Below are 17,637 nucleotides of genomic sequence, written 5' to 3' on the forward strand. Positions count from 1 at the left end.
TCCAGTGATGGCAGATGGATACCTGGGGGAAGCCAGCCGGACGGGACACGTCGCTGACGTGTGCCGTGCGGTGGCCTGAGAAATACCGACTTCCTTCGCCGGTGCTAACCGGAGCAGGTTCGAGGGTCTGCGGCTCGGCCCTTCGGGCTGCCGCACTCTCAGCGCGTTTCGCGCTCCCCTGTCGTGATGGGTGGTGGTGCTGTTCAGTTGTGGGGGTGACTCTACTCCGGCCGGCGTGGGTACAGTCTCGGCATGGGCTCCAAGGACTCGAAGAAGGCCGCCAAGCAGCTGGGTAGGGCGAAGGCCAAGGCCGCCGCCGCGCCGCGCACCCCGGCGGGCGGGCCCGTCTGGAAGCTGCTCAGCGTCGGCTCGACCATCATCGCCACGAAGGTCGCGACGGACGCGGCGCAGAAGGGCTGGAAGCTGGCGACCGGCCGCAACGTGCCGGTCAAGGGCGACTTCGAGCGCGAGCGCACCCGCGACGTCATCCTCTTCACGGCCCTGTCCTCGATGGCCGTCGCCGCGGCCCGCGTCGCCGCGGAGCGCGGCGCGGCCTCCTACTACCGTCGCTCGACGGGCCACCTGCCGAGCGCGCTCGAGGACGAGAAGGTCTCCCCCACCGACAAGAAGGCCTCACGCAAGCTCGCGAAGGGCAAGGCCAAGGCGGAGAAGGCGACCCAGAAGGCCATCGACAAGGCCACCGGCCGCAGCTAGGGCGTCTCCCTCAGCCCGTCGCCAGCCTTCGGCGGCGGGCGGTGCCGTGCACCCGGGCGACGATGACGAGCACCCCGACCAAGGCCGCCTCCTCCACGCTGCGCGTTGGGTGCCGGCAGCGGATGGGACCAAAGCCCCTGTCGAGGCTCGCAGACACCGACGGACGATGCACGGGAGGGGCGTGTGCCGCGCACTCGGGTTGCCGCGGCGGCGCCGGCCACCCGAGCAAAGCGAGCACTGGAGGAGTCATGACGACGACACAGGAGCGCACCGCACGACCGTTCGTGCTGGAGCTCCACGAGGGCGACCGCACGATGGCGGCCCTGTTGGGTGGCAAGGGCGCCGGGCTCGCTGAGATGTCACGGCTCGGTCTGCCGGTGCCGCCGGGCTTCATCGTCACGACGGAGGCCTGCCGGGCCTGGCTGGCGGGGGCCCGCGAGCCCGACGGCCTGTGGGACCAGATCGAGGCGGCGATGGTCGACCTCGAGCGCCGCTCCGGGCTGCGTTTCGGCGACCCGTCCGCGCCGCTGCTCGTGTCGGTGCGATCGGGCGCCCGCTTCTCGATGCCGGGGATGATGGAGACGGTTCTCGACGTCGGGATGAACGACGCTGTGGCGGCGGCGCTCGTCGCCCGCGGCGAGGGCCGGTTCGCGTGGGACAGCTACCGCCGGCTGGTCCAGATGTACGGCCGCACCGTGCTCGGCGTCGACGGGGCTCTCTTCGACGAGCAGCTGACGCGGCTGCGCCAGCAGACCGGAGCGGCCACCGACGCCGAGCTGGACGCCGCGGACCTCGAACGGCTGACGGCAGGGTTCCGGTGGCTCGTGCACGAGCGCACCGGCGAGGACCTGCCGCAGGACCCGCGCGAGCAGCTGCACCGCGCCGTCGTCGCGGTCTTCGCCTCGTGGAACGGCGAACGGGCCCGTCTCTACCGGGCCCTCGAGGGCATCCCGGACGACCTCGGGACCGCCGTCAACGTCGTGCAGATGGTGTTCGGCAACCGTGGCGAGCGCTCGGGCAGCGGCGTCTGCTTCACCCGAGACCCCGTCAGCGGAGCACCCGGAGTCTTCGGGGACTACCTGCCCGACGCCCAGGGCGAGGACGTCGTCAGCGGCAGCCGCAGCCCGATGGACCTGTCCGAGCTCGGGCGTCGCGAGCCGGCTCTGCACCAGGAGCTGAGCACGCACCTGCGCACGCTCGAGGAGCACTACCGCGACCTCTGCGACGTCGAGTTCACCGTCGAGCAGGGCCGTCTGTGGATCCTGCAGACCCGGCTCGGCAAGCGCAGCCCCGCCGCCGCGTTCCGGATCGCCGTCGAGCTCGTCGACGAGGGTCTGATCGACCTCGACGAGGCCCTGACGCGTGTCGACGGGACGCAGCTGCAGACGCTGCTGCACCCGACCTTCGCGAGCCAGGAGGGACTGACGCCGCTCGCCCACGGCCTCGCGGCGAGCCCGGGTGCCGCCTACGGGCAGCTCGTCTTCGACTCCGCCACCGCGATGGAGTGGACCGCGATCGGGCGCGCCGTCGTGCTGGCCCGGCCCGAGACGAGTCCCGACGACTTCGGCGGCCTGCTCGCCGCACGGGCCGTCATCACCTCGCGCGGTGGCCTCACCTCGCACGCGGCCGTCGTGGCCCGTGGACTCGGGCGCACCTGCGTCACCGGGGTCGAGGGACTCGTCGTCGACCCCGTCGCCCGGGTGGCCACCCTCCCCGGCGGGGTGAGCCTGCCGGAGGGCACCGTCGTCTCGGTCGACGGCACCGCGGGTGAGGTGTATGCCGGCCAGCGCGACGTCGAGCCCAGCGCCGTGTCGACGGCGATCAGCCAAGGCGTCCCGCACACCGCCGAGATCTCGGACAGCACCGTTCGGGCCGTGCTGACGCTCCTCGCGCACGCGGACCTGCGGCGTCGCCTCGGGGTCATGGCCAACGCCGAGACCCCCGACGAGGCCCGGGCGGCACGGCGTTTCGGCGCCGAGGGGATCGGGCTGTGCCGCACCGAACACATGCTCCTCGGCGAGCGCCGCGTGCTCGTCGAGCGGCTCGTCACCGACGACGACCGGGCCGGCGCCCTCGCCGAGATCGAGGCGCTCGCGCTGGAGGAGTTCACGAGCCTGCTCGTGGCGATGGAGGGCCTGCCGGTCGTCGTGCGGCTGCTCGACCCGCCCATGCACGAGTTCCTCCCGGACCTCGTCGACCTGTCGGTCGAAGCCGCCGTCGCGGCGGAGCGTGGAACGCTCGACGCGGCGCTCGAGCGTCGGCTCTCGACGACCCGGCGGTGGCACGAGTCGAACCCGATGCTCGGGCTGCGCGGCGTGCGTCTGCTCACCGTGCTGCCGCAGATCATCGACGCGCAGGTGCGCGCCCTGGCCGAGGCCACCATCGCGCTCCGTGCCGCTGGTCACGACGTGCGTCCCGAGCTCATGGTCCCGCTCGTCGCCGACGTGGCCGAGCTGACGGCGGCCCGGGAGCGGATGGAGGGCATCGTCGCGGACGTCGCCCGTGCCCATGACGCGTCCCTGCACCTCCCCATCGGTGTGATGGTCGAGCTGCCCCGCGCCGCCCTGACCGCGGCTGCACTCGCCGACCACGCCGACTTCTTCTCCTTCGGCACGAACGACCTGACCCAGACGAGCTGGGGCATGTCCCGCGACGACGCCGAGGCCAACTTCCTCGCGGCCTACCGCGAGGCCGGGATCCTCGCCACCGACCCGTTCAAGACGCTGGACGAGGCGGGGGTCGGGGCCCTGGTGGCGATGGCGGCGCGGGACGGGCGGCGTGCGCGCCCCGGGCTGGGGCTCGGGGCCTGCGGGGAGCACGCCGGCGACCCGGCCTCGATCGGGTTCTTCGCCCGCACCGGCATCGACTACCTGTCCTGCTCGCCACCGCGGATCCCCGTCGTGCGCCTCGAGGCGGGCCGCCAGGCCGTCCTGCTCTCCGGGGCGCCGCGGCCGACCTCCGACACGCGCTGACCCGCCGCCACTCGCTGGACGCGGCGCCATCCGGGCGTGCTCCCCCCGGATGGCGCCCCCGAAACCGTCGACGGGGCGGGTCAGCCGGGGTCAGCCGGAGTCAGCCGGACTCAGCCGGGTGGTCCGGCACGAGGACGGCTGCCCCGTGCACGCGCCCGGCCTCGAGGTCGTCGAGTGCTCGGTCCGCCTCGCCCAGCGGCACCGGAGTCGTGGCCACGCGCAGCCGCAGCCGCTCGGCCAGCAGGAGGAACTCCTCGCCGTCCTGCCTCGTGTTGCTCGTGACGCTGCGCACCGAGCGCTCCCGGAAGAGGTGGCGCTGGTAGTCGAGCACGGGGATGTCGCTGAGGTGGATGCCGGCCAGCGCGAGGGTGCCGCCGGGCGCCAGCGCCTCGAGGGCGACCGGGACGAGCTCGCCGACCGGTGCGAAGAGGATCGCGGCGTCGAGGGGCACCGGGGGCGCGTCGTAGGGTCCGCCGACCGAGGCCGCACCGAGCTCCGTGGCGAGCGAACGGGCCCCGGCGCCCCGGGTCAGCACGTGCACCTCGGCGCCCTGGGCGACGGCGACCTGCGCCGTCAGGTGCGCACTCGCGCCGAAGCCGTAGATCCCCAGCCGTCCCCCCGGCGGCAGCTCCGCCCGTCGCAGCGACCGGTAGCCGATGATGCCGGCGCACAGCAGCGGTGCCGCCTCGACGTCCGAGAAGGACGCGGGGACCCGGTAGGCGAAGGCCTCCGGGACGACGGTCCACCCGGCATACCCGCCGTCAGCGTCCCATCCGGTGTATCGCGATGCAGCGCAGAGGTTCTCGCGCCCCGACCGGCACCACCGGCACGCGCCGCACGTGCTCCGCAGCCACGCGACCCCGACCCGGTCCCCCGGCGCGAAGCGGTGGGCGCCGTCGCCGAGCAGCGCGACGTCGCCCACCACCTCGTGGCCGGGCACGACTCGATGCCGGTGCCGCGGCAGGTCCCCCGATACGACGTGCAGGTCGGTGCGGCACACCCCACAGGCACGCACCCGGACCAGCACCTCACCGGGGCCGGGCTGCGGGAGCGGCAGCTCGGCCCTGACGAGCGGGTGCCGCCGCAGCGGCCCCGGCTCGTCGACGACCCACGCCTGCATGGTGCCCATGGCGCCTCCCTCGGGTCGTCGGTCGTGCGACCGCACGACGTGTCCCCATCCCACGCCCGGGCCCCGCGACCGGGCTAGGGTCCAAGGTCCCGCGGCCCGGAGCCCTTCGCCCCTGAGCACGGCCACCCGCCAGGTGCTGTCCTGATCTGAGACCGATCGAGGAGGCCATCGTGAGAGCACACGTCGGAGACCGCATCGTGCTGGCGGCAGAGCACGTCGACGAGCCCACCCGTGACGGGGAGGTGCTCGAGGTCCGCGGGGCCGACGGCGGCCCGCCCTTCGTCGTGCGGTGGGCCGACGGCCACACCGGCCTGATCTATCCCGGCCCCGGGGCGGTGCTGCACCTCGGCGTGCCCGACGAGGAGAAGGCTGCGACGGCGGCACCGTCGACGCACCCGGCGGAGCACGCACCGACGCAGCACGTCCGCGAGTGGCAGGTCCGGGTCTCGCTGCTCGAGTCCGGCGACGACACGAAGGCGACCGTGGTGCTCGTGGCCGACCCGCCGGACCGCCTGAGCGCCAAGGGCGCGAGCCACCGCTCGAGCGACGACCAGGCCTCCCGGCACATCGGCGACGAGATCGCCGTCGCCCGAGCCCTGCGGCACCTGGCCGACCAGCTGATCGTCGAGGCGGAGCACGACATCGAGCAGCGCACCGGCGAGGAGGCGCACGTCAGGACGACGTGACCCCGAACGGGTCGGCGTGCGTCAGCCGTCACCGATGCGGACGAGTCCCGTCTCGTAGGCCAGCACGACCATCTGCACCCGGTCGCGCAGCCCCAGCTTGGCGAGGACGCGGCCGATGTGGGTCTTGACCGTGGCCTCGGCGACGAAGAGCGCCGCCGCGATCTCGGTGTTGTTCAGCCCCCGCCCAACCGCCTCGAGCACCTCCCGCTCGCGTTCGGTGAGCACGTCGAGACGGCCCAGCGCCGTCGGGCCGGCCGTGCTCGGGAGCAGCGGCAGGAAGCGGTCGAGCAGCCGCCGCGTCGGCCCGGGGGCGACGACGGCGTCCCCGGTGTGGACGGCCCTGATCGCCGCGAGCAGCTCCGACGGCCCGGCGTCCTTGAGCAGGAAGCCTGCCGCTCCCGCGCGCAGCGCCGCGTAGACGTACTCGTCGAGGTCGAAGGTCGTCAGGACGAGCACCTTGGGCGGCTCCGCCCGCGCGACGACCCGGCGGGTCGCCTCGATGCCGTCGAGCCGGGGCATCCGGATGTCCATGAGCACGACGTCGACCTCGCGCCCGGGCAGCGCGTCGAGGGCGGCCTGCCCGTCGGCGCACTCGGCGACGACCTCGATGTCAGGCTCGGCGTCGAGGACCATCCGGAAGCCGGCCCGCACGAGCGCCTGGTCGTCGACGATCATGACGCGGGTCGGCCGGCCGGCCACCCCGCCGGTCGTCGGCTCGGTCACCGCCTGCCCTCCGTCGGCAGCGTCGCGAGCACCTCGAAGCCGCCGCCCGCCCGCGGCCCGGCCGTCAGGGTGCCGCCGTGCACCACGACGCGCTCGCGCATGCCCGGCAGCCCGTGGCCGCGGCCATCGTCCGCACCTGTCGGCCCGACTCCGTTGTCGCACACGGAGATCCGCAGCAGCGAATCAGTCTGGTCGACGTCCACGGCCGCGCTCGCGCCGGGGCCGGCGTGCTTGATGACGTTGGTGAGCGACTCCTGCACGACACGGTATGCCGCGAGGTCGAGTCCCACGGGTCGCTGCCGCTCGGCGCCCCGGACCGTCAAGGTCACCGGCACCCCGGCTGCGCGCACGCCTGCGACGAGGTCGTCGAGCTGGGCGACGCCGCCGGTCGGTGCGAGCTCGGCACCGGACTGCGGGTCGCGCAGCACCCCGACGAGTCGCCGGGTCTCGCCCAGGGCGTCCCGCGCCGTCGCGCCGATGGTCTCGAGCGCACCCACCGACCGGGCGAGCGCGCCGTCGGGACTGCGCTCGGCGGCATACGCGGCGCCGTCCGCCTGCACGACGATGACGGACAGGGCGTGCGCGACGACGTCGTGCATCTCCCGGGCGACGGCCGCGCGCTCGTTCTGGGCGGCCAGGCGCAGCTCCTGGTCACGCTCCCGCTCGACCCGCTCGGCGCGGTCCTGCAGGTCGGCGAGGCGCTGGAGGCGGGCGCGCTTGAGGTCTCCGAGCGCCCAGGCCGCGACCGACCCGGCGGCGCAGGCCAGGTAGGTGAAGACGAACTCGCCCGGTCCGGGCACGCGGCCGCTCGTGGCCGAGAAGCGCAGGCCCGCGATGGCCGAGCCCAGCGCCGCCACGGCGAGGCCCGCGAGGCGCACGCCGCGTCGCCGGTCGTAGGCAGCGAGGGAGTAGAGCGCCACGAGGAAGGCGATGTCACCGGGCAGCAGGCTGCTCGTCGGCACGACCCGCAGCGCGAGGGCGACGCTGACGACGGCGAACGCCAGCGCCGGTCGGGTGCGACGCCAGACGAGCGCGAGGTTGGCGAGCCCGACGACAGCCCAGCCGATCCCGTGTCCCTCGCCGAGCACGACGAGCCCGAGCAGCGCCAGGACGACCGCGAGCGGCACGTCGAGGAGCAGGGGTCGGCGCTGCAGCCAGTCGTAGACGTTCCCCTCGCTCACGCCCCGAGCCTACGAGGCGCCTCGTCCCCGTTCGTCAGACCGTGGTCGTAGATGGGCCGTAGCTGGGTCGTGGGTGGGCGGTAGATGCTGGGCACTCCCCGCCGGGGTGTCTCGATCATCACGCCGGCATGCGCCCACCCCCGACCCGCCCCGGGAGGACGATGGAGGAGGACCCGAGGAGGGGCCATGGACGCACACCAGAGACCACGGCGGCACGGGCGGGCGCCGGCCCTGACGTTTCTCGGCGCCGCCGGGACCGTCACCGGCAGCAAGTTCCTGCTCGACGGCGAGGGGAGTCGGCTCATGGTCGACTGCGGCCTCTACCAGGGGGAGCGCCGCTGGCGGGCGCTGAACTGGGAGGCCCCGCCCGTGGACCCGGCATCGATCGACGCGATGGCCCTGACCCACGCCCACCTGGACCACTGCGGCTACCTGCCCGCACTCGTGCGGGCCGGTTTCGCCGGCCCGGTCCACGCGACGGCCGGGACCGCGGCCCTGGCGGCCGTCATCCTCCGCGACAGCGCACACCTGCAGGAGGAGGAGGCCGAGGGTGCCCGGCGCGGTGGCTGGTCCAAGCACGACCCGCCGCTCCCCCTCTACACCGTGGCCGACGCGGACGTGGCCGTCGCCTCGATCCACCCCGTGGGCCGGGACCCGGTCGTCCGGCTGGCCGCCCCGGGAGGCGGGGCGGCCACTGCGGACGTGTCGGTGACCTTCGTGCCGGCCGGCCACATCCTCGGCTCCTCGAGCGTGCTCGTCGGGATGGGCGACGCGAGCGTGCTCTTCTCCGGTGACCTGGGCCGGCCCGACCACCCGGTCCTGCTCCCGCGGGCCCGCCCGCCCGCGGCCCGCACCGTCGTCGTCGAGTCGACGTACGGCGACCGGGCACACCCCGAGGTCGACCCCGAGCACCGCGTCATGGCGGAGGCGATCCGGCGCACGATCCGCCGTGGCGGCAGCGTCGTCGTGCCGGCCTTCGCCGTCGACCGCACCGAGATCGTCCTGCTCGCCATCGCCGACCTCGCGGAGTCCGGCGCGATCCCCGACGTCCCGGTCTGGGTGGACAGCCCGATGGCGCTCGCCGCACTCGAGATCTACCGCGACCCGGCGCACGCCGCTGAGGTCCGGCCCGAGGCGCTGGCCCGGATGCAGCGGCTGTCGGGCCTGCGGACCGCGCACAGCGCCGAGGAGTCGATGCGGCTCAACACGCCGGGCACCCCGTGCATCATCGTGTCGGCCTCCGGCATGGCGACCGGCGGCCGGGTCGTGCACCACCTGCGCCACCTGCTCCCCCAGGCCCGCAACACCGTGCTGCTCACCGGCTACCAGGCGATCGGCACGCGGGGCCGGGACCTGCAGGAGGGCGTCCGGGAGCTGAAGATGGCCGGGCGCTACGTCCCGGTGCGCGCCGAGGTCGTGACGCTCGACGACTTCTCGGTCCACGCCGACGCCGACGAGCTGCTGGCCTGGATCGGCGAGATGCCGCGGCCTCCGGAGAGCGTCCACGTCGTCCACGGGGAGCCCGCGGCGGCGCGGGCGCTGGCGGACGGCATACGCGATCGGTTCGACTGTGCCGTCTCGGTGCCGCGGTACGGCGAGCGGGTGCTGCTGGACTGAGGCCGCCGGCCACTCTCACCGGCGAAGACCTACCGGCGCGGGTCCGGAGGTGGTCTCCTAGGAGGGGATCTTCAGCGCGAGGAGGTGTGCCATGGAGGCACGGGTCGGTGACCGCATCACGATGGCCGCGGAGCACGTGGGTCAGAGCACGCGCGAGGGCGTCATCCGGGAGGTGAAGGGCGAGGGCGGCGCTCCCCCCTACGTCGTGGAGTGGTCCGACGGCCACACCGGCCTGATCCACCCAGGTCCCGGGTCGGTGCTGCGCTGCCAGCACCCCGACGACGAGCCGGCGAGCAGCTAGAGCTCGAGCGCGCGCACGATCGGCACCCCGGCGCGGTAGGCGAGGTGCAGGTGGCTCGGTGCGTCGAGGACGGCCAGCTCGGCCGGCTGCCCCGGTGCGATGCGCCGGTCGAGGCCGAGCGACCGGGCGGAGACCGCGGTCGCGGCGTGCAGCGCCTCGGCCGGCGTCATCCCCATCTCGCGCACGGCGAGCGCGATCGCGAAAGGGATCGACGACGAGTAGCACGTGCCGGGGTTGCAGTCGCTCGCGAGCGCCACGTCGACGCCCGCGTCGATGAGCGCCCGCGCGTCGGGGTAGGGCGAGCGCGTCGAGAACTCGACCCCGGGCAGCAGCGTCGCGACCGTGGTCCCGCGGGCGGCGGCGAGCGCCTCGACGTCGGCGCCGTCGAGGAAGGTGCAGTGGTCGACGCTGCGCGCACCGAGCTCGCAGGCGAGGCGGACGCCCGGCCCGTGGCCGAGCTGGTTGCCGTGGACGCGGAGCGACAGGCCCGCGGCGCGGCCGGCCTCGAGGATCGTGCGGGCCTCGTCGCCGTCGAACGCGTGCGCCGAGTGCGGCTCGCAGAAGACGTCGATGCTCTCGGCCAGTGCGGTCGGCCCGTCGGCGACGACCGCGTCGAGCATCGGACCGGTCACGAGGTCGACGTAGGCCGCACGATCCGTCGCGAACTCGCGTGGCACGACGTGCGCGCCGAGGAACGTCGTGTGCGGGGTGAACTCCCGCGCGATGCGGAGGCTGCGCAGCTCGTCCTCGAGGGTCAGGCCGTAGCCGCTCTTGATCTCGACCGTCGTCGTGCCCTGGGCCCGCATCTCGGCGACCCGGGCGGCCACGAGCGCGCGCAGCTCGTCGTCGCTCGCTGCACGGGTCGCTGCGACCGAGACGGCGATGCCGCCGCCGTCGTAGGGCGTGCCGGTCATCCGCGCGGCGAACTCCGCGGAGCGGTCGCCCGCGAAGACGAGGTGGGTGTGCGAGTCGACGAAGCCGGGGATGACCGCACGGCCGCCGAGGTCGCGGCGCTCGTCGGCGGCAGGCGCCTCGGAGGCGGGTCCGACCCACTCGACCTCGGCTCCGGGACCGGGTCCGGACACGACGAGCGCGGCGTCGCGCACGATGCCGAGGAGGGCGTCGCCGGGGGCGGCGTGGCCGTCGCCGCGGGCCGGGTCGTTCGTCGTCAGCTCGGCGATGCCGGTGAGGAGCAGGCTCACACCGGGACGCCCCCGGCCACCCGGTCGATGGCGCCGACGAGCATCCGCCCGACGTCGCCCATCCGGTGGTGGCCGTCGCTGACGACCACGTCACCACCGACGACGACGGTGGAGACGTCTGACGCGACGCAGGCATAGATGATCTGGTCGTGCGCGGCGCCCGCCGTGTTGACCGTGTCGGTGCGCACCGTGACGAAGTCGGCGAGCGCGCCCTTGCTCAGGTGGCCGCCGTCGGACCAGCCGAGGGACCGGTAGCCGTTGAAGGAGGCCGCGAGGAGCAGGTCGTTGGCCGAGAAGCGGTCGCGCTCGTTGGTGATGAGCCGCTCGTGCATCTCGAGGCCGCGCAGCTCCTCGAACGGGTCGATGATGACGTGCTGGTCCGACCCCAGCGACAGCGGGCTGCCGGCGTCGTGCAGGGCCCGGGCCGGGCCGATGCCGTCGGCGAGGTCACGCTCGGTCGTCGGGCAGAAGCACGCTCCGGTGCCGGTGCCGCCGATGAGCTCGATGTCGCGGTCCTCGAGGTGCGTGGCGTGGACGGCCGTCGAGTGGGCGCCGAGCGCACCGGCCTCGTCGAGCAGCTGGGTCGGGCTCGCGCCGTAGAACATCTGGCACGCGAGGTTCTCGCCGTGCTGCTCGGAGAGGTGGACGTGCAGCGGCAGGTTGCCCGCCGCCTCGACGACCCGGGGCAGGTCCTGACGCCTGACCGCGCGCACCGAGTGGATCGCGGCCCCGAGGCGCACGCGGTCGGTCTCGGGACGGCGCGACGACATGCGCTCGGCCCACGCGTCGACGGTGCCGTCGCTGAAGCGCAGCTGCCCGGGGTGCAGCTCGACGTGGCCGCCGCCGTTGAGGCCGCCCTCGAGGTAGCACGTGTCGAGCAGCGTGAGCCGGATGCCGGCCTCGTCGGCCGCCTGGCGCACCGCGAGACCCATCGCGTTGGGGTCGCGGTAGGGCTGCCCACCGGGACGGTGGTGGACGTAGTGGAACTCGCCCACCACCGTGATGCCCGCCTGCACCATCTCGGCGAAGACGGCCCGCGCGAGCGCGAAGTACGTGTCGGGGTTGAGCTGCTCCGCCGCTGCGTACATCTGCTCGCGCCAGCTCCAGAAGTTGCCGCCGCCGCCGTTGACGCGGCCGCGCAGGGCACGGTGGAAGGCGTGGCTGTGGGCGTTGGCCATGCCGGGCAGCGTCACCCCCGCGAGGCGGATGTCGTCGGGCAGCGGGTCGGCGTCGACGAGGACGTCCTTGAGCAGGCCGTCCTGGGTCACGAGGCGCACGCGGTGCGCCAGTCCCCCTGTCAGCCAAGCACTCTCGCACCAGAAAGCAGTCATCGGGCCACGCTCATAGACTCGGGGTCCTTCCCTGTGCACAGCTCGGTCACGACGGCGGTGAGGGCCGTGACCCCATGGTGACAGTCCTCGAGGCTCGCGGACTCGCTGGGTGAGTGTGAAACACCTGTGGGGTTGCGCACGAAGAGCATCGCGCTCGGCACCCCGTGCGTCGCGAGGATGCCCGCGTCGTGGCCGGCGCCCGTACCGAGCATCGGCGCGTCGGGGAGTATGCCGTGCAGCCGCTCCACGAGTCGCGGGTCGAAGGTCGTCGTCGGGGTCCACGACTCCTGGGTCGTCGTGGCCCCGAGCCGGGCGGCCTCCGACGACACGGCGTCGACCGCCGCGTGCACGACGTGCTCGCTCTGACCGCGCGCGTCGAGCCAGGCCGTGACACGGCTCGCGATCGCGTTGACGCCGCCCGGGACGACGGCCACCTTGCCGACGGTGGCCACGCAGCCGAGCCCCACGGCATACGACCGCGCCGCCTGGATGACGTCGGCGAGGCCGACCATGGCGTCGCGGCGGTCCTCGATGCGGGTGGTGCCGGCGTGGTTGGCCTCGCCGGGGATGTCGATGCGCCAGCGTCCGTGCGGCCAGATGTCGGTGCCGATGGCGACGGCACGGGACGGGTCGGCGAGGTCGTCGCCGCCGTCGGGGGCGAGCGCGAGGGACTTGCCCTGCTCGACGTGCAGCTCGACGAAGCGGCCGACGCGCCGCACGGCCTCGTCGTCACGCCCCAGGGTCTCGGGGTCGCGCCCCGCCCTGCGCCAGGCCTCGGCCATCGAGACGCCGTCGGCGTCGGTCAGCGACCGGGCGCGGTCGGCGTCGAGGGCGCCGGTGATGATGCGGGATCCCGCGCAGGCGATGCCGAAGCGGGCGCCCTCCTCGTCGACGAAGTTGACGACACCGAGCGGGACGTCGGGCGCGACTCCCGCGTCGCGCAGCGCGTCGACGGTGGCGAGGGCGCTGACGACCCCCAGGGGGCCGTCGAAGGCGCCACCGTCGGGGACCGAGTCGAGGTGCGAGCCGATGACGACGCCCGGCGTGCTGTCGGGGTCGCCCCACCAGCCCCACTGGTTACCGGCACGGTCCTCGACGAGGTCGAGCCCGCGCGCCGCGCACTCGCCGGCGAACCACTCGCGCAGGTCGTGGTCGGTCCCGGTCCACGCGAAGCGGCGGTAGCCGCCCGTGGCACCGTCCCGCCCGACGGGCTCGAGGTCGGCCCACATCCGGTCGAAGCTCGTCGTCACGTCGATCACCACTCCTCGTCGGGCCGGCGCCTGCGCGCGGCCCGGTAACTAGGCTCTGTCCCATGGACCCTGACCGTGATGGCCGTGATGGCACCGCCGAGCGTAGTGAGTCCGGCGAGATCCGCACGCCGGCGGTCGACGCCGTCGTCGCAGCCGGCATCGAGCACACGGTGACCCGGCACGGCCGCGTCTCGAGCCTCGAGGAGGCGGCTGCGGCGCGGGGCATCGAACCGCGCGACCTCATCAAGACCCTCGTGGTGCGCCGCGCCGAGGACGACCACGTCTTCGTCCTCGTCCCCGGTGACCGCACCTTCTCGTGGGCCAAGGTGCGCGGCCTGCTCGGCACGAACCGCATCTCGATGCCGGACGCCGCGGCCGCCAGGGCCGTGACGGGGTACGAGCGCGGCACCATCACGCCGTTCGGGTCGGCCACCCGGCTGCCGGTCATCGCCGACAGCCACCTCGTCGGGCGTCGCATCTCGATCGGCGGCGGCGCTCACGGCGTCGGGCTCACGGTGCAGGGCGACGACGTGATCCGCCTCTTCGACGCCACCGTCGCGGACATCTCCGACGAAGAGGTCCGCAAGGCCCCCTGACCTCCCAAGCCCGCCAAACCTGCCAAACCTGCCAAACCTGCCAACCGTCGAAAGGCCACGTTCCGCCCTCTCGTCACCGTCGAGAGGCCGGACTTCGCCGCCTGCGCAACGTCGAGTGGCCACGTCCGGCCGCCTGTCGACCGTCGAGAGGCCACGATGGCCCAGACTGGGTGCCATGTCCCGAGCCCCGCTGCCCACCAAACCCTGCGCCCGCTGCGGCCGCACCATCACCTGGCGCAAGGCGTGGGCCCGCGACTGGGACTCGGTGCGCTGGTGTTCCGACAACTGCCGCAAGCACGGCCTGACCCCCGTCGACATCGAGCTCGAGGACACCGTCCAGGCGCTCGTCGAGGCCCACGCCGACTCGGCCTCCGTCGACCCGTCAGAGGCGGCGAAGGCGGTCGGTGGTGCGGGCTGGGAGGAGCTCGTCGAGCCGGCCCGCAACGCCGCCCGGCGGCTCGTCGCGGCCGGTCGAGCCGAGATCACGCAGGGAGGGCAGGTCATCGACCCCGACCACGCGAAGGGCCCGATCAAGGTCCGCCGCCCCCGCTGAGCGTTCCGCTCGACGCCACCACCCGGCATACGCCCTCTCAGCCCTCCTGCATGGGGACGCGGACGCCACGCTCGTGCGCGACCCGGTCGGCGATGTCGTAGCCGGCGTCGACGTGCCGGATGACGCCCATGCCGGGGTCGTTCGTCAGGACGCGCGCCAGCTTCTGCGCCGCGAGGTCGGTGCCGTCGGCGAGGCTCACCTGGCCGGCGTGGAGGCTTCGGCCGATGCCGACACCGCCGCCGTGGTGGATCGAGACCCAGCTCGCGCCCGAGCTCGTGTTGACGAGCGCGTTGAGCAGCGGCCAGTCGGCGATCGCGTCGGAGCCGTCGGCCATGGACTCGGTCTCGCGGTAGGGGGACGCGACCGAGCCCGAGTCGAGGTGGTCGCGACCGATGACGATCGGGGCACTGACCTCGCCGGTGCGGACGAGCTCGTTGAAGGCCAGGCCGGCCTTGTCGCGCTCGCCGTAGCCCAGCCAGCAGATGCGGGCGGGCAGGCCCTGGAAGGCGATTCGGTCCTGCGCCCCTCGGATCCACTTGTGCAGGCGGTCGTTGTCGGGGAAGAGGTCGAGCACCGCCTTGTCCGTCGCCGCGATGTCACGCGGGTCGCCCGAGAGCGCCGCCCAGCGGAACGGGCCCTTGCCCTCGCAGAACAGCGGGCGGATGTAGGCGGGCACGAAGCCGGGGAACTCGAAGGCGCGGTCGTAGCCGCCCTGCCGGGCCTCGTCACGGATCGAGTTGCCGTAGTCGAAGACCTCGGCGCCGGCGTCCTGGAACTCGACCATCGCCTTGACGTGCTTGGCCATCGAGGCGCGAGCGCGGTCGGTGAAGTCCTCGGGCTTCTTCTCGGCGTAGTCGGCCCAGTCCTCGAGCGCGACGCCCTCGGGCAGGTAGCTCAGCGGGTCGTGCGCCGACGTCTGGTCGGTGACGATGTCGATCTCGACGCCGCGGCGGAGCAGCTCGGGGAAGATCTCGGCCGCGTTGCCGACGACCCCGACGGACCAGCCGCGACGCTCACGCTTGGCGGCCAGCGCCTTGTCGATCGCGTCGTCGAGGTCCTTGGCGACCTCGTCGAGGTAGCGGTGCTCGACGCGACGGTGCAGGCGCGCCGGGTCGACGTCGACGATGAGGCAGGCGCCGTCGTTCATCGTGACGGCGAGCGGCTGGGCGCCGCCCATGCCGCCGCAGCCACCGGTGAGGGTGAGCGTGCCGGCGAGGGTGCCGCCGAAGCGCTTCTCGGCGACGGCGGCGAACGTCTCGTAGGTGCCCTGGACGATGCCCTGGGTGCCGATGTAGATCCACGAGCCGGCCGTCATCTGGCCGTACATCGTCAGGCCGAGGTGCTCGAGGCGGCGGAACTCCGGCCAGGTCGCCCAGTCGCCGACGAGGTTGGAGTTGGCGATGAGCACGCGAGGAGCCCACTCGTGGGTCTGCATGACGCCGACGGGGCGGCCGCTCTGGACGAGCATCGTCTCGTCCTGCTTGAGCGTGGTCAGGGTCCGGACCATCGCGTCGAACGACTTCCAGTCGCGGGCCGCACGGCCGGTGCCGCCGTAGACGACGAGGTCGTCGGGGCGCTCGGCGACCTCGGGGTCGAGGTTGTTCATGAGCATGCGGAGCGGGGCCTCGGTGGCCCAGGACTGCGCCGTCAGGGTCGTCCCACGCGCTGCGCGGACGGGTCGTGCACCTTCCATGTCACTCTCCTTCGAGTGCGAAAAACGTTGGTATGCCGTGTGGTTCAGCGGAGCGGGCCGGTGACGGACTCGACGGCGGCGAGGACGTCGCCGTCGGTCACGGCGGCGTAGGCGCCCTCGATGTCGGGGGCGAGGAAGCGGTCCGGACCCGGGGCGGCGTTCGTGCGCTCCCCCAGGGCCGCGATGACGGCGCCGGTGGCGGGGGCCGGCTCGAGCGGGGCTCGCAGCTGGATGCCGCGAGCCGCGGTCAGCACCTCGATGGCGAGGACCCTGCCGAGGGCGTCGACCGACCGACGCAGCTTGCGGGCACCGGACCAGCCCATCGACACGTGGTCCTCCTGCATGGCCGAGCTCGGGATCGAGTCGACCGACGCAGGGACGGCGAGGCGCTTCATCTCCGAGACCATCGCGGCCTGGGTGTACTGGGCGATCATCAGGCCCGAGTCGACGCCCGGGTCGTCGGCGAGGAAGGGCGGCAGGCCGTGGTTCCTGGCCTGGTCGAGGAAGCGGTCGCTGCGGCGCTCGGACATCGAGGCGACGTCGGCCGCGATGATCGCGAGGAAGTCGAGGACATAGGCGACCGGGGCGCCGTGGAAGTTGCCGTTGGACTCGACCCGTCCGTCGGGGGTGACGACGGGGTTGTCGACGGCAGAGGCCAGCTCGGCGGCGGCCACGCGGGCGGCGTGCTCGACGGTGTCCCGGGCGCCGCCGTGCACCTGCGGCGCGCACCGGAGGGAGTAGGCGTCCTGCACTCTCGTGCACTCCTCGGTGCGGTGCGACTCCCGGATGGGCGAGCCGGCCATGACCGCAAGGATGTTCGCGGCCGAGGCGCCCTGCCCCACCTGGGGGCGCAGCGCGTGCAGGTCGGCGGCGAAGACGTCGTCGGTGCCGAGCAGGCCCTCGACGCTCATCGCGGCCGAGACGTCGGCGACCTTGAGCAGCTGGCGCAGGTCGTGGATGGCGAGGACGAGCATGCCGAGCATGCCGTCGGTGCCGTTGATGAGGGCGAGGCCCTCCTTCTCGGCGAGGACGACGGGCTCGATCCCGTTGTCGCGCAGGGCGGTTGCTGCATCGGTGAGTGAGCCGTCGGCGAGGCGCACCGGACCCTCCCCCATGGCGGCCAGCGCGCAGTGCGACAGCGGGGCGAGGTCGCCCGAGCAGCCGAGCGAGCCGTACTCGTGCACGACGGGGGTGATCCCGGCGCTCAGCAGGGCCGCATACGTCCTCGCGGTCTGCAGGCGCACGCCGGTGCGACCGGTGGCAAGGGTCGACAGGCGCAGCAGCATCAGGGCGCGCACGACCTCACGCTCGACCTCCGGACCGGCGCCGGCCGCGTGGGAGCGCACGAGCGAGCGCTGCAGCTGGGCACGCAGGGCCGTCGGGATGTGCCGGGTCGCGAGGGCGCCGAAGCCGGTGGAGACGCCGTAGTGCGGCACGGTGTCGTTGGCCAGGGCCTCGATGACGTCGCGGCTGCGCGAGATCTCGGCCTCGGCCTCGGCGGAGAGCTCGACCCGTGCGCCGTGCCGCGCCACCGCCACGACGTCGTCGAGCGAGAGCGGGCCGGTGCCGACCGTGACGGTGCGGAGGGGGCCGAGGGGGGCGACTGTTCCGGCGACGGAGGTGGGTGCTGCGTTCATGAAGCCATCGAACCGCGCCTGCACTGGCGCGAGAGGCCGCCGAGGTGGACAA

General features: G+C 73.7%; 15 protein-coding genes and 1 riboswitch. Of the genes, 7 read left to right on the top strand and 8 right to left on the bottom strand.

The window, feature by feature from the left end:
* Window positions 1-73 precede the first annotated feature (73 nt).
* Window positions 74-190, bottom strand: a riboswitch (TPP riboswitch).
* Window positions 191-252: 62 nt separating this feature from the next.
* On the top strand, window positions 253-714 hold the full coding sequence (locus tag ABD831_RS02620; RefSeq protein WP_344941094.1) for a DUF4235 domain-containing protein: 462 nt from the start codon (window positions 253-255) through the stop codon (window positions 712-714).
* A gap of 248 nt (window positions 715-962) precedes the next feature.
* Entirely contained in the window at window positions 963-3,686 is a 2,724-nt protein-coding gene (gene ppdK, locus ABD831_RS02625; RefSeq protein WP_344941096.1) for a pyruvate, phosphate dikinase, read from the top strand.
* A gap of 100 nt (window positions 3,687-3,786) precedes the next feature.
* On the opposite strand, the gene ABD831_RS02630 is transcribed toward ppdK, so the two are convergent.
* Window positions 3,787-4,815, bottom strand: a complete 1,029-nt coding sequence (locus tag ABD831_RS02630; protein WP_425582772.1) for a zinc-dependent alcohol dehydrogenase family protein — start codon at window positions 4,813-4,815, stop codon at window positions 3,787-3,789.
* 170 nt (window positions 4,816-4,985) lie between these two features.
* On the opposite strand from ABD831_RS02630, the gene ABD831_RS02635 reads away from it, so the two are divergent.
* Window positions 4,986-5,501 (top strand): DUF1918 domain-containing protein, encoded by a 516-nt coding sequence (locus ABD831_RS02635; RefSeq protein WP_344941098.1) that lies wholly within the window; start codon window positions 4,986-4,988, stop codon window positions 5,499-5,501.
* Window positions 5,502-5,522: 21 nt separating this feature from the next.
* On the opposite strand, the gene ABD831_RS02640 is transcribed toward ABD831_RS02635, so the two are convergent.
* Together ABD831_RS02640 and ABD831_RS02645 are read right to left on the bottom strand one after the other, a co-directional pair.
* Window positions 5,523-6,176, bottom strand: coding sequence for a response regulator transcription factor (locus ABD831_RS02640; RefSeq protein WP_344943008.1), 654 nt, complete (start codon window positions 6,174-6,176; stop codon window positions 5,523-5,525).
* Window positions 6,177-6,220: 44 nt separating this feature from the next.
* Window positions 6,221-7,405: a sensor histidine kinase gene (locus ABD831_RS02645; RefSeq protein WP_344941100.1), complete on the bottom strand. Its 1,185-nt coding sequence runs from the start codon at window positions 7,403-7,405 to the stop codon at window positions 6,221-6,223.
* A gap of 186 nt (window positions 7,406-7,591) precedes the next feature.
* Between ABD831_RS02645 and ABD831_RS02650 the strand changes: the two genes are divergently transcribed.
* Window positions 7,592-9,022 carry an MBL fold metallo-hydrolase RNA specificity domain-containing protein gene (locus tag ABD831_RS02650; RefSeq protein ID WP_344941102.1) on the top strand — a complete coding sequence of 477 codons (1,431 nt, stop codon included), beginning with the start codon at window positions 7,592-7,594 and terminating at the stop codon, window positions 9,020-9,022.
* Between the two features lie 91 nt (window positions 9,023-9,113).
* A complete protein-coding gene (locus ABD831_RS02655) occupies window positions 9,114-9,323 on the top strand; it encodes a DUF1918 domain-containing protein (RefSeq protein ID WP_142176371.1) in 210 nt (69 codons plus the stop codon).
* On the opposite strand, the gene hutI is transcribed toward ABD831_RS02655, so the two are convergent.
* The 3 genes from hutI to ABD831_RS02670 are packed head-to-tail and all read right to left on the bottom strand — an operon-like array spanning window position 9,320 to window position 13,115.
* On the bottom strand, window positions 9,320-10,525 hold the full coding sequence (gene hutI / locus ABD831_RS02660; RefSeq protein ID WP_344941106.1) for an imidazolonepropionase: 1,206 nt from the start codon (window positions 10,523-10,525) through the stop codon (window positions 9,320-9,322). The genes ABD831_RS02655 and hutI overlap by 4 nt on opposite strands.
* Window positions 10,522-11,856 (bottom strand): formimidoylglutamate deiminase, encoded by a 1,335-nt coding sequence (locus tag ABD831_RS02665; protein ID WP_344941109.1) that lies wholly within the window; start codon window positions 11,854-11,856, stop codon window positions 10,522-10,524. Before ABD831_RS02665 ends, hutI begins: the two co-directional genes overlap by 4 nt.
* The gene (locus tag ABD831_RS02670; RefSeq protein WP_344941112.1) at window positions 11,853-13,115 is read right to left on the bottom strand and encodes an allantoate amidohydrolase; all 1,263 of its coding nucleotides are present in this window, start codon (window positions 13,113-13,115) and stop codon (window positions 11,853-11,855) included. Before ABD831_RS02670 ends, ABD831_RS02665 begins: the two co-directional genes overlap by 4 nt.
* A gap of 53 nt (window positions 13,116-13,168) precedes the next feature.
* Here ABD831_RS02670 and ABD831_RS02675 point away from each other — a divergent pair, with 53 nt between their 5' ends.
* Together ABD831_RS02675 and ABD831_RS02680 are read left to right on the top strand one after the other, a co-directional pair.
* Window positions 13,169-13,702 (top strand): aminoacyl-tRNA deacylase, encoded by a 534-nt coding sequence (locus ABD831_RS02675; RefSeq protein ID WP_344941115.1) that lies wholly within the window; start codon window positions 13,169-13,171, stop codon window positions 13,700-13,702.
* Window positions 13,703-13,877: 175 nt separating this feature from the next.
* Entirely contained in the window at window positions 13,878-14,255 is a 378-nt protein-coding gene (locus ABD831_RS02680; RefSeq protein ID WP_142176363.1) for a DUF3253 domain-containing protein, read from the top strand.
* Window positions 14,256-14,292: 37 nt separating this feature from the next.
* On the opposite strand, the gene hutU is transcribed toward ABD831_RS02680, so the two are convergent.
* Together hutU and hutH are read right to left on the bottom strand one after the other, a co-directional pair.
* Window positions 14,293-15,948 carry a urocanate hydratase gene (hutU, locus tag ABD831_RS02685; protein ID WP_344941119.1) on the bottom strand — a complete coding sequence of 552 codons (1,656 nt, stop codon included), beginning with the start codon at window positions 15,946-15,948 and terminating at the stop codon, window positions 14,293-14,295.
* A 44-nt stretch (window positions 15,949-15,992) separates the two neighbouring features.
* Window positions 15,993-17,585 (bottom strand): histidine ammonia-lyase, encoded by a 1,593-nt coding sequence (gene hutH, locus ABD831_RS02690; RefSeq protein WP_344941122.1) that lies wholly within the window; start codon window positions 17,583-17,585, stop codon window positions 15,993-15,995.
* Window positions 17,586-17,637 lie beyond the last annotated feature (52 nt).

The sequence above is a fragment of the Terrabacter ginsenosidimutans genome (genome assembly GCF_039539425.1).
Taxonomy (GTDB): Bacteria; Actinomycetota; Actinomycetes; order Actinomycetales; family Dermatophilaceae; genus Terrabacter; species Terrabacter ginsenosidimutans.

Excerpts from the sequence above, each read along its gene's own strand:
- hutH (WP_344941122.1), bottom strand. The coding sequence starts at position 17,585 with ATGAACGCAGCACCCACCTCCGTCGCCGGAACAGTCGCCCCCCTCGGC.
- ABD831_RS02640 (WP_344943008.1), bottom strand. The coding sequence starts at position 6,176 with ATGATCGTCGACGACCAGGCGCTCGTGCGGGCCGGCTTCCGGATGGTC.
- ABD831_RS02630 (WP_425582772.1), bottom strand. The coding sequence starts at position 4,815 with ATGGGCACCATGCAGGCGTGGGTCGTCGACGAGCCGGGGCCGCTGCGG.
- ABD831_RS02675 (WP_344941115.1), top strand. The coding sequence starts at position 13,169 with ATGGACCCTGACCGTGATGGCCGTGATGGCACCGCCGAGCGTAGTGAG.
- ABD831_RS02620 (WP_344941094.1), top strand. The coding sequence starts at position 253 with ATGGGCTCCAAGGACTCGAAGAAGGCCGCCAAGCAGCTGGGTAGGGCG.
- ppdK (WP_344941096.1), top strand. The coding sequence starts at position 963 with ATGACGACGACACAGGAGCGCACCGCACGACCGTTCGTGCTGGAGCTC.
- ABD831_RS02665 (WP_344941109.1), bottom strand. The coding sequence starts at position 11,856 with ATGACTGCTTTCTGGTGCGAGAGTGCTTGGCTGACAGGGGGACTGGCG.
- ABD831_RS02655 (WP_142176371.1), top strand. The coding sequence starts at position 9,114 with ATGGAGGCACGGGTCGGTGACCGCATCACGATGGCCGCGGAGCACGTG.
- ABD831_RS02680 (WP_142176363.1), top strand. The coding sequence starts at position 13,878 with ATGTCCCGAGCCCCGCTGCCCACCAAACCCTGCGCCCGCTGCGGCCGC.
- ABD831_RS02650 (WP_344941102.1), top strand. The coding sequence starts at position 7,592 with ATGGACGCACACCAGAGACCACGGCGGCACGGGCGGGCGCCGGCCCTG.
- hutU (WP_344941119.1), bottom strand. The coding sequence starts at position 15,948 with ATGGAAGGTGCACGACCCGTCCGCGCAGCGCGTGGGACGACCCTGACG.